We start from the raw sequence: 14090 nt of genomic DNA, 5'->3' as shown, positions 1-14090 counted from the left end.
ACGAAAGACTCAGCCAGCCCCCTCACCACACCGGCCCCGGTCCGTTTCGGACGCATCCTCCGTCCTCAAACAAACTATTACTAAACAGAGGCAAACCGGACATAAACGGTTCGGCTTTTTCCGCCCCACCGCATGTCCGGTTCTCCTCTTTTGTCTTAATTCAAATCAAGAAACTCAAAATCATCATTGTCCGGCCTGGAGGACCTTCTTCCTGTATCTCCCGCTTTTGCGGCACGGGCCCGTCTCTCGTCTTCAAGGCGCTCCCGTTCCAGGCGTTCTCTTGTTTTTCTGGCCCTCTCCGCCCGTTCCAGCTCTCTCAGCCTGATAGCCTCTTCCATACCTGCATCCTGGCTTCTCACAGGTTTCTCCGGATAGCGCTGAACCGAACGGCCCTGGTCGGCACTTCTCCTCTCAGGATAGCCCTGTCCGGCTCGGCCCGGCTCGGCGCTCCTTCTCTCAGGATAGCCCTGCACGGCTCGGCCCGGTTCTGCATTCCTTCTCTCAGGATAGCCCTGCACGGCCCGGCCCGGCTCGGCGCTCCTTCTCTCAGGATAACCCTGCGCGGCTCGGCCCGGCTCGGCATTCCTTCTCTCGGGATAACCCTGCGCGGTTCGGCCCGGCTCGGCGCTTCTTCTCTCAGGATAGCCCTGGGACATGCGGCTCTGGTCTGATGTCCTTCTGTCCTGATACCTCTGCTCCTGGTGTGCCGTCTGTGTATATCTTCCCGCCGGGGTTCTCTCATCCTGGTATCTTTCCTGGTGCCTTTGTTCCGGACGGCCCTGCTCACCATATCTTTGTTCCGGCCTCCGCTGGACCGGACGGCCCTGTTCCGTTCCTCTCTGTTCCGGGCGTCTCTGCGGCGGATATCCCTGCTCCGCCGTTCCGGCCATCCTGCGGACTGCGGCATCCTGATAACCGGACGCCTGGCCGTATCTGTCGTTTCTCACCGTTTCGCTGCTCATTCTGCGTTCCTGTGACCGGGGATAATCGTCTCCGGCAGGCCGCTTTCTTGGTCCTGAACCTTCATTGGACGCTTTCCCTGTCCGGGACTGCGCAGACTGCCGCCTTTTGCTTTCTTCCTCCTGCATGGCCCGGCGTTTCACAGGTGTCGGAGCCTCTTCCCGCTCCGGTCTGCCCGAATACTCTCTTCTGCGCATCAGGAGATTAATGACCATAAAGAATAGAATCAGGCAGACTACAATCAGTACTACAATTACAATAAACCGCAGATCGTAATCCTTGCAAAGCGCATTATAATCCTCATACAGCTTCGTTACCTTCTCTTCATCGTAAGGACTTTCAAGTGCCGGATCCTCAAAATACCGCTGGAATGTCTTTTCAGCTATATCGTAACGGTAAAGACCTTTTTCACCGTTCTCATTCATACCATATACAACGCAGTATTTTTGCTCTTCATCCGTCTTCCACACCCATCCTTTGACTTTAGAATCGCCATTCAACTGGATTGCAGTCTGGGCAAAACCGGCAGGAACTTCGATTGAGTCATCAATCGGCAGAACCAGAATCGATCTCGCCACGCTGTCTATTGTAACATAGGGCGATAATGCTCCTGTCTCCGGCATGTAAATATAGAAGGAACCTTTTCCATCACTTCCCTGTAAATAAATCAGGTTAAGGCCATTTCCGGCCCCCGACATAATCTCAGTTCCGTTATATGTGACTGTAGACTGTGTATATCCCTCCGGCAGGCCCGCAGGATCAAAGGATGTGGCAACACTGTATTCCACTCCGTCAATATCCGCTTTCAGCTCACCGACAACCGCCCCGCCCGTGACAGCCGCCTCATTAGCATCACCGGCCGGCACTTCTGAGGATTCCGACTTGTTGACTGTTATCGTATAAGATTTAACCGTCTGGCCGTCTTCTGCCGTAACCTTGCATACCACGGTATTCGCCCCGGTCTTAAGACCTGAGCCGCCGGTCACCAGTGTCTTGGCTTTGCCGTCCTTCGGTTCTCCGCTGACTGCAATCTTGTCAACGTCAGCGCCCACATTCACCGTGTAAGATAATACATTCGGCGAAAAAGCCGGGGACAGCTGTCCCGGTGATACTTTAAGCGAGGCCAGCGCCGCCTCGCTTGAATAAGTCGCAGGAGCTTTTACCTTGACTGCTGACGAACCTACCTTTGAAACATTTACGGCCTGGGTATCAGAGTCATAGATTTCATGGCTGGCCACGGAGATTGTCGTGTTACCCGCCTGTACCGCTTTAAATTTCAACGTATAGGAAAACTCAGTAGTTGTGCTGGAATCCATCGTTCCGACAAGGCGCACCGAACCGGCCCCCCCATTTGCATTGTTTCCGCTGACAAACTCGATATATGCCTGATCATAGGACAGCACCAAATCGGAAGCCCCGAGGTTTCCGTCAGTTGCCGTAACTTTTACCGTCACATTAAATTCCTGTCCAACCGTCGTGCTTGGATCCGAAAACGATATCTTAGCACTGGCCGCATAAGACACTAAGCCCCCAAACGGCATAGCCAGAGAAAGGGCAAACGCAGCTATCAGGCTGGTTACTATATTTCTTACTCTTCTGTTCATAATCTCTCCCGCTTAATTCAGTTTCTGAATTCCCAGGATATCCTTCTGCATCGCAAGAATATCCATGATGTCCACTTTGCCGTTGCCATTGACATCGGCGGCTTTTTCATATACTCCCGTGAGGTTTTCCAGCCCCAGGACATGTCTCTGGGCTTTCAGCACATCCAGAATATTCACTTTTCCGTCACCGGTGTTATCTCCCTTTACAATTACATCATACTTTGCAACGGGAGAACCATCCGGACCATAGGCCTGGACAATGTTCCCCGTACCGACACTGCCCGCCACTTCACCGCCTGATGAAGTGTAGACTTTCACAATACTGCCCGCGCCCGATGATGTCAGGGATGCCGCAAGCTGTGCTGCTGTCACGCCTGCATTTACAACCTGATTTCCATTCCCGGCAGCACCCGGATTTACACCGCTGCTCCCGGAGCCACCCGGCGATACGCCGGGAGTTCCCGTACTCCCTCCGGGGCCAACCAGGCCGGATGAGTCGGATGATGTTCCAAAACCGGATAAATTACCGCCCGGAGCCATAGGACCGGTTGTACTTCCCGACTCGATTCCGCCGGAACCGGAGCCGTCAGGCGGCAGTATCTGCACATTGGAGCCGCCGGGATTTCCTGAATTACCGGATGGGCTGGAAGAGCCTCCTCCAGGTCCGCTTCCAGGTCCTCCTCCCGGACCGGCCCCCGATCCGCCTCCTGATCCCGGATTTACTCCGCTTCCGATCGAATCCGAATAGGTAGGGCCGTTGTCCTGACGCACAACATGTATTACATAATTTCTGACACTGCCGTTCTCCGCCTTAACAGCTACGGTAATGTCATTGTTTCCGCTCTGCAGATTGATATTGCCGGTCCCGCTGACCGACGATTTTGAATCAATCACCGAGGCCGCAACCGTGACGCTGCCGACCGAATGATCCACAATCAGATCATAGGATTCCGTATCTCTGTTGAATGTTGGGGTAAGAGCAAAACCTTCGACACCCAAACCCGAAAGCTTATTGTTGGGGCTGCCGTCCACCGTCGGCTTTGCACAGGCCGTGGCAGGCATGTTCTTATATACAGGAATAGAAAACTCAAGAGCCGTTGTTTTAAGCGCACTGATCTTAGCCAGTGTGAGACCTTCCGCAGCGGCAGCCAGTACATTGGTCATGTACTGATGCTTGTAAAGGTTGTCACCCTGAACATTAAATTTCTTCAGATACAATGTATCCTGCCCTCGTTTTACATAATTATTCCCATAATAAATGGAGCCTCCGAGTATGGACTTTTCCACACTGTTCCATGGACGCTCATAGCTGCCGGACTGTGATGCCCACCAAAGTCCTCTTTCCACCGCTCCCATTGAACCGGACTGGTAAGCTTCTATATTAAAAAAGTTGTAATATCCCTGGTAACCCGGCACAGTACCCGATATGCTCCGGCCGGTTCCCTGGCTGCCCTGCTCCTGAATAATCATGGATGCAAGGATATATGGGTTAACGCCGGACTGAACCGCGGCATTCATAATGATATCGACATAGGAACTGCTTCCCGATGCCGGCGCAGCGCCTCCGGAGCCGCTGCCGGAACTGCCTGGGTCCGAAAAGCCGGAGGAACCGCCCATCCCGGGCCCATATGCCGTCATCACACGATTTACCTCATGATCACTGATAGATGCAATTGGCGATATCGGCGTAATTCCCTGGCCGCCGTCACCTGTACCGGCAGACGCTCCCGGACCGGAACCGGCTTCAGCTCCGGGACCGGAGCCCGGCCCTGCACTGCCGGAACCGGAGGAACCGCCAGGGGAGGAACCGCCGGAAGGAGCACCTCCCTGTCCTCCGCCCGCATTGCCCGAAAGGAATGTTCCGGCAACCATGCTTTCCAGCCCTTCTCTCGTATGAATCGAGCTGTCATAGGACTGCTTCATAAACTGGAAAATGTATTTATCATTTAAAAAGTTTCTCGGGTCCATATAATATCGAATGATATCCTCCGATGCCTGTACCCAGGAGCTTCCGTCAAATCCTGGCCATGTCCCCGTGTCCCAGTCATAAGCGCCTGTTGCCGTGGATTTCCAGGAGGAGATATTTTCCCGGCCAACCAGGTTTCTTCCGATTACACTCTCATTTTCAATTACCGTATTCCAGTCAAGGTTTGTTTGAAGCGCCGTAAATGTCCACTGCGGATATTGCGCATGCAGTTCGCGCAGCCCCGGCTTGTAACTCTCCGGAAATCCCTGGCTGTTCATATATTTTTCAAAATCACCGTCTGAAGTGATTGCAGTAGGAAATTTTATGTAATCACTGGATACAAAGCCGGTTGTCTCGGCACCGCCGCTTCCGCTGAACCGGATCTGATACCATAACTTTCCGTCTGTTCCCGTCTGCTCTCCGATAACGGTAACCGGAGCCCCTTGCGACAGCTTGGCCACAGCCTGATAAGAAGTCCCCGGGCCGCTTCGCACATTCAGGTTTGTCGCATTGACAGAAGCAGTCCGCTCACTGGCCATACTGACCATATCGAACAATCCGGCACGCTCCGTCAGGCATGGGCTTACCGCCAGAATGCAGCCCAGCAGCAGGGCGGCAGCTCTTTTATATCCTTTATTTTTCATTCGTGTCTCTCCCCATATACCAAAACAGGTATTTTCCTCTATATTTTCAAAAATTTACAGACATTCTTCAATGCAAAACTATTTATTAAGCAACTGCCTGATACGGCATTATGTACATTATAATGAAAAATACCATTATATGTCAACCTCATGAACAAAAGTTCACAGAATATCCAGTATTTTACATTAATTGTAAGAATTTCTTAACAAATTCCCGCCGGGAGCCTAATCAGGGAACCAGGACGCCGATATTCTTCCATGGCTTGTCACCCATTCCGGCTTTACCCATATACTGTTATTAATAACATTCTAAAAGGAGTATTTATCCATGGGTAATTTTAACGCAGAATCAGCCGGGCATAATAACCGGCCGATCCAACACGTACACGAAGTGATCGGCAGCACTTTTATTGCCGAACGCTGCAATGATCCTCACAATCACCGTATTGCCGCTGTTTCAGGCAAGGCAATTCCATTTATGGACAGCCATGTTCACAATATCACGTTCCGTACTGATTCCTATGACGGACATTATCATGAATTTTGCGGTACTTCCTCTCCCACTATCCCGGTTGGAGACGGCAGACATGTGCATTTTGCAAAAGCATATACCTCATATGCAGACGGACATGCACATGAATTCAGACTGGCTTCATTAATCAACGATCCGATTAGCGAATGCTGATTTTAAAATAATTCTGTACAAAAAGATAAACGGCGTTAAGTTTGCATTTCTGGCAAGCTTAACGCCGTTTGTTTCTTAACTCTTTTTGTCATGTACCTGTGTTTCCTGTACCAATTATGTAAATGTACTTTGGTCCACATATCTTTGACGGCCGGGCAGCATGTACGATTTATTCACTCGCAGAATATCCGCCGTTTTCAATCATATAACTGTGTCTGCCTGCATCGTCCTCTTCCCAGCCGGATTTTCTCAGCAAATTCTACCCAGCATAATTGTAACGAGCATCAGAAGGATTAACACGGCCTGCTTTACCGTATCCTTCCTGCACCATTTAAGCACTCTGACTGTCATATCCTCCTCCGTCTCCGGACCTGCTTTTACATTTTTGCAAAACAGTCCCATTATCTATAGTATTATATGCAGACAAGAGCAGGATGTTGACTAAAATTATTAATTCCCCTCATTACACAAGAAAGAATCTCGCGAGCGGGATTCTTTCTTGAAATCTATCCGGGATTATGCAACGGTTCATGCTGTCTGAACTGTTACAGCGTTATACAGGATATGCCCTGTTCAGCTTGTCGGCCTTATGCGGGTCGATTCCTGTTGTCTGAGCCTCACGGTATTCAAAGAATTCCTTGGCAACCTGCGGGAACAGCGCATAAGTCAGAACATCCTCATCCTGCTTCTTCCACTGGGACATCTCTGCTTCCAGCTTCTGAAGCTGCGGCTCGATTAAATCGGCCGGACGGCAGGTAATCGGTTTTGCATTTCCAATTGCTTTCTTCTGTACTTCGGCATTGAACGGTTTTACAGTCTGGCCGAATTCTCCCATCAGGAGCTTTTTGGATTCTTTGGTAAACATCTTGTAGCGCTGTCCCATCAGAACGTTTAATACGGCCTGTGTTCCCACAATCTGGGAGGACGGAGTTACAAGCGGCGGCTCGCCGAAGTCCTTGCGGACCCTCGGAATCTCCTGAAGCACATCGTAGTATTTATCTTCCGCATGAGCTTCTTTTAACTGTGATACAAGATTGGAAAGCATTCCGCCCGGAACCTGGTAACGGAGCGTATTAATATCCACGCCCAGAACCTTTGTATTCATCAGGCCGCTTGCCAGAGCTTCTTCGCGAAGCGGTCTGAAATATTCAGCGATTTCCGCCAGAGCGTCTTTATTAAGCCCTGTGTCATAGCGTGTGCCGCTGAATGTCTCAACCATGACCTCTGTTGCCGGCTGGCTGGTTCCGAGAGCAAACGGTGACATAGCCGTATCAATCATATCGCAGCCTGCCTCTACCGCCTTTAAATAGGTCATTGAAGCAACACCGGAGGTGTAATGCGTATGAAGATCGATTGGAAGCTTTACGGATTCTTTCAGAGCCGTTACCAGCTCTTCTGCCGCATACGGTGTCAGAAGTCCGGCCATATCCTTGATACATAAGGAATTTGCACCCATATCTTCTATTTCTTTTGCAATCTCTTTCCAGTAGTCCAGAGTATAAGCATCGCCCAAAGTATAGCTCAGCGCCACCTGTGCATGACCATTTTCCTTGTTGGCAGCTTTTACAGCCGTCTGAAGGTTTCGAATATCATTTAAACAGTCAAAGATTCGGATGATATCAATACCGTTGGCAATGGATTTCTGAACAAAGTATTCCACTACATCATCGGCATAGTGATTGTATCCAAGAATATTCTGTCCACGGAACAGCATCTGGAGTTTTGTATGCTTGAAGCCTGCCCTTAACTTTCTCAGTCTGTCCCACGGATCTTCCTTCAGGAAACGCAGAGAAGCGTCGAACGTCGCGCCGCCCCAGCATTCCACGGCATGATATCCCACCTGATCCATCTTGTCGACGATCGGGAGCATCTGATCGGTTGTCATTCTGGTTGCGATTAAGGATTGGTGGGCGTCACGAAGGACAGTCTCCACAATCTTAACCGGCTTTTTTTCTATGTTAGCCATTTTGTAACCTCCTGAATTTTTCTATTATTTCACTCCAAAGATTGCCATGAATGTACCGGCTGCAACTGCAGTACCGATAACGCCGGCAACGTTTGGTCCCATCGCATGCATCAGAAGGAAGTTGGTCGGATCTGCTTCCGCTCCCACCTTCTGGGATACACGGGCTGCCATCGGAACTGCGGATACACCGGCAGAACCAATCAGTGGGTTTACTTTTCCATGAGTTACCTTACACATAATCTTGCCGAAGATAACGCCGGCTGCCGTACCGAGTGCAAATGCAACCAGACCGAGGACAACGATTTTAATTGTATCCATATTCAGGAATGCCTCTGCGCTTGTGGTAGCGCCTACTGATGTTCCAAGCAGGATTACTACGATGTACATAAGAGCATTCGAGGCTGTCTCTGTAAGCTGTTTTACCACACCGGACTCACGGAACAGGTTGCCAAGCATCAGCATACCAACCAGCGGAGCTGTTGTAGGAAGAATCAGGCAGACAACGATTGTAACAATGATTGGGAAAAGAATTTTCTCCAGCCTTGATACAGGACGAAGCTGTTCCATCTTGATTTTTCTCTCTTCTTCTGTGGTCAGAAGCTTCATGATAGGCGGCTGAATAATCGGTACCAGCGCCATGTAGGAATATGCAGCAACCGCGATCGGTCCCATCAGTCCTGTCTGTCCCAGCTTTCCTGCAAGGAAAATGGAGGTAGGGCCGTCGGCACCGCCGATGATGGAGATCGCTGCCGCTGCCTTGTCGTTGAATCCCAGGAAGATAGCCATGAAGTATGCGCCGTAGATACCGAACTGAGCAGCAGCTCCTAAAAGGAAGCTCTTCGGGTTTGCGATAAGCGGGCCGAAATCCGTCATCGCACCTACGCCCATGAAGATAAGGGACGGCAGGATACTCCATTCATCCAATAAATAAAAGTAGTGTAAAAGTCCGCCGACACCACTCGACGAATCTTCAACTGTTCTCATAATATCAGGATAGATATTAACGAGCAGCATACCAAACGCAATCGGAAGCAGTAAGAGCGGCTCAAATCCCTTCTGGATAGCCAGATAAAGGAAAATGAGGGCTACGAAAATCATTACCATATTTCCGACAGTCAGGTTCAGGAATGCCGTCTGTTGAAGAAGATTAGACAATGTTGTTGTAATGTATTCCATATTAATCCCTCCAAACGGAATCTTTTATGTCCCGTATTTACCAGTTTTTAGTTTAATGTTGCGAGTGTTGCGCCTGGTTCTACCATATCGCCTACCGCTACATTAATGCTGGCAATTGTTCCGTCCTGAGGTGCTACGATTTCGTTCTCCATCTTCATTGCTTCAAGAATCAGGATAACCTGGCCGCGCTTAACAGCAGTTCCTGCCTGTAATTTAACTCCAAGAATCTTGCCCGGCATTGGGGCTGTTACGGCTACGGAGCCTGCCGCTGGTGCTGCAGGGGCCGGTGCTGCTGGTGCTGGTGCGGGCGCTGGTGCCGGTGCTGCCGGAGCCGGAGCCGGTGCCGCCGCTCTGGGGGCCGGCGCTGCCTTTGGAGCCGGTGCCGGTGCTGCCTTAGCAGCCCCTGTGAAGCCCTCTTCCACTGTTACTTCATAAACATTACCATTAACTGTAATTGTATAGTTTTTCATCTGATTTTCCTCCTGATTCAATTAAGCATTTTTCCATTTTGAGCCAGACTTGCGTCTGATTGAACGAACTACCAGTCCTTCTGCCGGAACTGCCGCTGCTGCAGAAATAGCTGCCGTAATTACTGCAACAAGCTCCATATCATCCGCCAGATTCTCCTCTTCATAAACAACAGGCTCCGGAACCGGAACTGCTGAAGCCGCCGGTGCGGGCGCTGGTGCCGGTGCCGCAGGTGCAGGTGCCGGTGCAGGAACTGCCGCCGGAGCTGCCGGTGCGGGAACTGCCGCCGCCTTCTTAGCTTCCTGTTTTGCCTTGAAATTCGCTTCCAGCGTATTTACATTCTTCAGGCTGGCTATAATGAAGCTGATGAAAATGAGTACCAGGAATACGGTTCCCATACCCATCAGTGTATTCATTGCCGCTCTTTCGAGCTTCTCGCCTGTAGTAAAGATTGGAGTGAAGACCATCTCGGTTGCCGCAAGGGAAGTGCCGCCGTAATTATCGCTCACTACCTCTTCCGCCGTAAGGACAAAATCGAGTTCTCTCTGCTCATAGCTTGCCCTTACCGTTATTTTATAAGTTTCCTCATCCACACGCTCAACATCCTCAGAAAGAACGGATACCAGTCTTCCTAAATCTGCTTTAGAGCTCTGCCAGGAAGTAATGGCACTTTCCATGACAGTGTTCTTCTGTTTCTGTACCCTCTTTAATGTCGTTGCCAGCGTTTCATCGTCATAGCTGTCAAACTCCTTCAGATAATTCTCGGCTCCCGTCTTCATCGTAGAGACAATTGTCTCCGGAACCGGCTCTGATTCCTTCTTGCTGCCGGAGCAGGCGGTAAGGGCAAAGAAGCAGACTGCCATACATAACACAAGCAATACTTTTTTAATATTCTGTTTCATATATGCGTCACCTCATCATAATCAGACCGTTCCATGCTTTTTAGACGGACGATCCTCTCTCTTTGTGAATAACATCTCAAATGCGGCGATTACGCGTTTTCTTGTCTCGCCTGCTTCGATAATATCATCCACATATCCTCTTCTTGCCGCTGCCTGGGCAGAGCTTTGAAGTTTTTCATATTCAGCCGCTTTCTCACTGATAAGAGCCGCTGCATTCTCTGATTTTTCAATCTCCTCTGAGTACATAATCTTGACCGCGCTCTGTGCATCCATCATACCGATCTTTGCCTGAGGCCATGCGTATACAATATCCGCACCGATGGATTTGCTGTTCATCGTAACGTATGCACTTCCGAACGCTTCTCCGATCACTACCGTAACTTTTGCCACATCTGCATTGGCGAAAGCATAGGTCAGACGGCCTGCCGCTTTGGCGATTTTCTTCTCAGTACATGTGCACTGTTTGTATCCTTTTACGTTAACGAGAGTCAGTAACGGAATATTAAATGCATTGCAGAAATTAACAAATTCCGCCGCTTTTTCACAGCCTCTTGCTGATAAAGCCGCATCAAACTCTTCTGTTTTTTCGTTTTCTTCATTATAAATTTCGGTACGGTTTGCCACACAGCCAACCGTTGTTCCGTTCAGGCGGATAAATCCGGTTACCATAGAAGGATCATATTCTTTCTTTACTTCCATGAAGAAATAATTGTCAGAAATCTCTGCCAGCGCTTTGGCAGTATCTCCGGTCCAGCCGGCCAGATCTGCACAAACCCTGTTTAAATCGTCTTCGCATTCGTCATAAGACATGTCATCCTCGTTATTAGCCGGAAGAATTGATACAAGAGTCCTGATCTGTCCAAGAATCTCATCTTCACTGCCAACCATATCAACGAGGCCTGCCTCCTCACTCTGGAACTTTGCAGATGCCGTATCGCACTTGCTCACGTCATTTCCAGCCAGGGCATTGGGAGAATTCACAAATAACTTGCCGTCCTCTGCCATAAATACAAAATCTGCGATAGCAGAAGATACCGCCATACCGCCGCCGCAATTTCCAAATACCGCACAAATCTGCGGGATCACGCCGGATGCCAGTGTCTGCTCCAGATACATCTGGCCAAAACCGTCAAGCGCGTCTGTCGCCTCCTGAAGACGAAGACCGGAACAATCTAAGAGTCCGATAACCGGAGCTCCCATCTTCATCGCCATTTTATAAATGCCGGAAATTTTTTTAGCGTGCATTTCGCCGATCGATCCGCCCATAACAGACGCATCCTGGCTGTACACATACACAAGATTGCCTTCGATGGTACCGTATCCGGTAATTACACCATCAGCCGCAGTCTCCTGTGCCGTCATGTTGAAATCCGTGTTCCTTGCTGTAACGTAAGAACCTACTTCAACAAAACTGTTATCATCAAGCAGGGATTCAATTCTCTTACCTGACAATGTTTGTGCAGAATTACTCATTTTGCTGTCCTCCATTTGAATTATTTCGACAACGGATACTACCTACCGTGACCCCAAAAAAGTTCACTTTTTAGTAAGTCCAACTTTTGCCTAGTGCCATTGTATAATGGGTTTTGTCAAATTGCAAGTTCTTTCAGAGAGTTTTTATACACGTTTTTTATTTTATAACAACTTTTTTTCACCGAATTTTAAGTATTTCTTTAAAAACAGCGGCCGCAGAGCGCAGTCCGGTTTGTTTCTCCCTGTTTTAACAATTTTTTTGTAATTTATTATTGCGCAGATTGTCCAATACTATTAATGAATTTCATTGAAATGCATCAATGGGAATCATGAAATAGGGATAAGATGAAAAAGCATGAATGAAAGGAGGATTAATTATGAGCCCGGCTAACGACAATTTGGCAAAAGAATGTACCTGTAAGCAAATTCTTGCAATCGCTTCCGTTCCAAAGCAGCCCTGGATGCAGCCCCGAGAACTCTCTCTTGCGCTGAAACGAGGTACGATTTTTGAAAATCTGGACTTTCCTTTTTATGTAGGAGGTGAACAGAAATGACGGACAGAACCACACTTTTAAAAGAAATTGACGAGGTAAGCTTCGCACTGAATGATGTAACTCTTTATCTGGATACCCATCCGGATTGTGCGGACGCCATCTCCTATTTTAATCAGATGGCGCCGAAGCGCGAACAGCTTTTAAAAGATTTCGCAGCAAATTTTGAACCGCTCACCGTAGACTGTATTAGTAAAAACGGCGGACTTTCCGACCATTTCACATGGCTGGACGGACCCGCACCATGGGAAGGAGGTGCCCTTTAATGTGGAACTATGAAAAACGGCTTCAGTTTCCGGTTAATATCAAAACCTGCTGTCCCAAGACAGCTTCATTAATTATAAGCCAGTTCGGCGGCCCGGACGGAGAATTGGCTGCTTCCATGCGGTATTTATCCCAGCGTTATTCCATGCCCTGTAAAAAAGTGGCCGGTCTGCTGACGGATATCGGTACGGAGGAGCTGGCCCACATGGAAATGATTTGCGCCATGATTTACCAGCTTACAAAGAATATGACCATCGATGATGCCAGAACAGCCGGTTTTGATGCCTATTATGTGGACCATACCAGCGCCCTCTGGCCCACGGCAGCGGCAGGTATTCCGTTTAATGCATGCGAATTTCAGAGTAAGGGTGACGCCATCACTGATCTGACGGAGGATCTTGCGGCCGAGCAAAAAGCCAGAACCACCTATGACAATCTTCTGCGCATTATTACAGATCCCGATGTGCGCGCTCCGCTTCAGTTTCTGCGTGCCAGGGAGCTGGTCCACTTCCAGCGGTTCGGTGAAGCGCTGGAGAACTTAAAGGATACGATGGATTCCAAGAACTACTATTATTTTAACCCGGAATTTGACAAGAAGTTTATACAATAAAGATTGGTAACAGAAAAGACAGTATGAAAACCGGAGGAATACCCACCCTGGCAAAACGGCAGGCAAATCCTGTCTGCTGCGGTGAGTACTTCTCCGGCTACATAGCACTTTCTTCTATTATATAACGATGGTCCATTCCAATCCTGGGCATTTGTTACTGTATGAACAGTAACGGGCATTTAAACAGATGGAAAAAATATCCACAGCGAGTTTGACAAACTACTGCAATTCATATTATACTTGCAGAAAGAAGATTGATAAGGTGAGGACAAAGGAATGGATGCACGATACACAATTTACCACGAAATGATCGATGAGCTGGATGAGTCATACCGCCTGATGCATGAATACGACTCGATGATCCACGATTACGGAACCGCCGTTCTCTATCAGGCAGAATCTAAGATCATTCATCTTGTAGGTGAGCGACCGGGCATAACAGCCGTTGAACTGTCCGCAATACTCAGGAAAACTCCCAGCGCCTGTTCCCAGATTCTGCGCAAGCTCCGCCAGAAGGGATGGATTGAACAGACGAGAAATGCCGATAACAACCGGGAATACAACCTGACTCTCACTCCGGAGGGATGGGCTATCTATGAAGGCCATAATCAGTTCGAACAGCGCTGTTACAAACGCACCTATAAGAATCTGGAAGCTTTCAGCGACGAACAGCTGCGCATCTTTGTGGAAATCCAGAAAAAGCTGAATGAAACTTTTGTTCTGGACGTTGAGGAAAGCCGTGAAACATCCGCCAACCGGAAAGCCGGAAAGCAGCCCTGATATCAGCTGCTTTCCGGCTTTTTGCCGCTATTTGCAATCAG

General features: G+C 49.0%; 12 protein-coding genes. 5 read left to right on the top strand and 7 right to left on the bottom strand.

The window, feature by feature from the left end:
• Positions 1 to 155 precede the first annotated feature (155 nt).
• Both CLOSYM_RS04100 and CLOSYM_RS04095 read right to left on the bottom strand, forming a co-directional pair.
• Positions 156 to 2564 carry a cadherin-like beta sandwich domain-containing protein gene (locus CLOSYM_RS04100; RefSeq protein ID WP_021641071.1) on the bottom strand — a complete coding sequence of 803 codons (2409 nt, stop codon included), beginning with the start codon at positions 2562 to 2564 and terminating at the stop codon, positions 156 to 158.
• A gap of 12 nt (positions 2565 to 2576) precedes the next feature.
• Complete coding sequence (locus CLOSYM_RS04095) at positions 2577 to 5174, bottom strand: SH3 domain-containing protein (RefSeq protein WP_004462259.1); 2598 nt, start codon at positions 5172 to 5174, stop codon at positions 2577 to 2579.
• A gap of 328 nt (positions 5175 to 5502) precedes the next feature.
• Between CLOSYM_RS04095 and CLOSYM_RS04090 the strand changes: the two genes are divergently transcribed.
• Positions 5503 to 5859 carry a YmaF family protein gene (locus CLOSYM_RS04090; RefSeq protein ID WP_021641070.1) on the top strand — a complete coding sequence of 119 codons (357 nt, stop codon included), beginning with the start codon at positions 5503 to 5505 and terminating at the stop codon, positions 5857 to 5859.
• A 553-nt stretch (positions 5860 to 6412) separates the two neighbouring features.
• Here CLOSYM_RS04090 and CLOSYM_RS04085 read toward each other — a convergent pair.
• From CLOSYM_RS04085 to CLOSYM_RS04065, 5 genes are read right to left on the bottom strand one after another with little or no spacing between them, the layout of a single operon-like run.
• On the bottom strand, positions 6413 to 7825 hold the full coding sequence (locus CLOSYM_RS04085; RefSeq protein WP_003510701.1) for an oxaloacetate decarboxylase subunit alpha: 1413 nt from the start codon (positions 7823 to 7825) through the stop codon (positions 6413 to 6415).
• A 24-nt stretch (positions 7826 to 7849) separates the two neighbouring features.
• Positions 7850 to 9001, bottom strand: coding sequence for a sodium ion-translocating decarboxylase subunit beta (locus tag CLOSYM_RS04080; RefSeq protein ID WP_003510703.1), 1152 nt, complete (start codon positions 8999 to 9001; stop codon positions 7850 to 7852).
• Between the two features lie 47 nt (positions 9002 to 9048).
• A complete protein-coding gene (locus CLOSYM_RS04075; protein ID WP_003510705.1) occupies positions 9049 to 9471 on the bottom strand; it encodes a biotin/lipoyl-containing protein in 423 nt (140 codons plus the stop codon).
• A 21-nt stretch (positions 9472 to 9492) separates the two neighbouring features.
• Positions 9493 to 10371: an OadG family transporter subunit gene (locus tag CLOSYM_RS04070; RefSeq protein ID WP_003510712.1), complete on the bottom strand. Its 879-nt coding sequence runs from the start codon at positions 10369 to 10371 to the stop codon at positions 9493 to 9495.
• A gap of 21 nt (positions 10372 to 10392) precedes the next feature.
• Positions 10393 to 11844, bottom strand: coding sequence for an acyl-CoA carboxylase subunit beta (locus CLOSYM_RS04065; RefSeq protein WP_024738102.1), 1452 nt, complete (start codon positions 11842 to 11844; stop codon positions 10393 to 10395).
• A gap of 377 nt (positions 11845 to 12221) precedes the next feature.
• Here CLOSYM_RS04065 and CLOSYM_RS21930 point away from each other — a divergent pair, with 377 nt between their 5' ends.
• From CLOSYM_RS21930 to CLOSYM_RS04050, 4 genes are all read left to right on the top strand, one after another.
• Positions 12222 to 12398, top strand: coding sequence for a spore coat associated protein CotJA (locus tag CLOSYM_RS21930; protein ID WP_009296303.1), 177 nt, complete (start codon positions 12222 to 12224; stop codon positions 12396 to 12398).
• On the top strand, positions 12395 to 12661 hold the full coding sequence (locus CLOSYM_RS04060; RefSeq protein WP_003510717.1) for a spore coat protein CotJB: 267 nt from the start codon (positions 12395 to 12397) through the stop codon (positions 12659 to 12661). The genes CLOSYM_RS21930 and CLOSYM_RS04060 overlap by 4 nt, the downstream gene beginning before the upstream one ends.
• Positions 12661 to 13269: a manganese catalase family protein gene (locus tag CLOSYM_RS04055; protein ID WP_003510720.1), complete on the top strand. Its 609-nt coding sequence runs from the start codon at positions 12661 to 12663 to the stop codon at positions 13267 to 13269. The genes CLOSYM_RS04060 and CLOSYM_RS04055 overlap by 1 nt, the downstream gene beginning before the upstream one ends.
• A 276-nt stretch (positions 13270 to 13545) precedes the next feature.
• Positions 13546 to 14049, top strand: coding sequence for a MarR family winged helix-turn-helix transcriptional regulator (locus CLOSYM_RS04050; RefSeq protein WP_003510722.1), 504 nt, complete (start codon positions 13546 to 13548; stop codon positions 14047 to 14049).
• Positions 14050 to 14090: the final 41 nt, after the last annotated feature.

It is taken from the genome of [Clostridium] symbiosum ATCC 14940 (genome assembly GCF_000466485.1).
Lineage (GTDB): Bacteria > Bacillota > Clostridia > Lachnospirales > Lachnospiraceae > Otoolea > Otoolea symbiosa.
The sequence above is the reverse complement of the archived record's forward strand: the minus strand, read 5'-3'. Positions and strand labels throughout refer to the sequence as shown.

Coding starts and splice junctions, on each gene's coding strand:
- CLOSYM_RS04095 (WP_004462259.1), bottom strand. CDS start 5,174: ATGAAAAATAAAGGATATAAAAGAGCTGCCGCCCTGCTGCTGGGCTGC.
- CLOSYM_RS04090 (WP_021641070.1), top strand. CDS start 5,503: ATGGGTAATTTTAACGCAGAATCAGCCGGGCATAATAACCGGCCGATC.
- CLOSYM_RS21930 (WP_009296303.1), top strand. CDS start 12,222: ATGAGCCCGGCTAACGACAATTTGGCAAAAGAATGTACCTGTAAGCAA.
- CLOSYM_RS04080 (WP_003510703.1), bottom strand. CDS start 9,001: ATGGAATACATTACAACAACATTGTCTAATCTTCTTCAACAGACGGCA.
- CLOSYM_RS04085 (WP_003510701.1), bottom strand. CDS start 7,825: ATGGCTAACATAGAAAAAAAGCCGGTTAAGATTGTGGAGACTGTCCTT.
- CLOSYM_RS04070 (WP_003510712.1), bottom strand. CDS start 10,371: ATGAAACAGAATATTAAAAAAGTATTGCTTGTGTTATGTATGGCAGTC.
- CLOSYM_RS04075 (WP_003510705.1), bottom strand. CDS start 9,471: ATGAAAAACTATACAATTACAGTTAATGGTAATGTTTATGAAGTAACA.
- CLOSYM_RS04100 (WP_021641071.1), bottom strand. CDS start 2,564: ATGAACAGAAGAGTAAGAAATATAGTAACCAGCCTGATAGCTGCGTTT.
- CLOSYM_RS04055 (WP_003510720.1), top strand. CDS start 12,661: ATGTGGAACTATGAAAAACGGCTTCAGTTTCCGGTTAATATCAAAACC.
- CLOSYM_RS04050 (WP_003510722.1), top strand. CDS start 13,546: ATGGATGCACGATACACAATTTACCACGAAATGATCGATGAGCTGGAT.
- CLOSYM_RS04065 (WP_024738102.1), bottom strand. CDS start 11,844: ATGAGTAATTCTGCACAAACATTGTCAGGTAAGAGAATTGAATCCCTG.
- CLOSYM_RS04060 (WP_003510717.1), top strand. CDS start 12,395: ATGACGGACAGAACCACACTTTTAAAAGAAATTGACGAGGTAAGCTTC.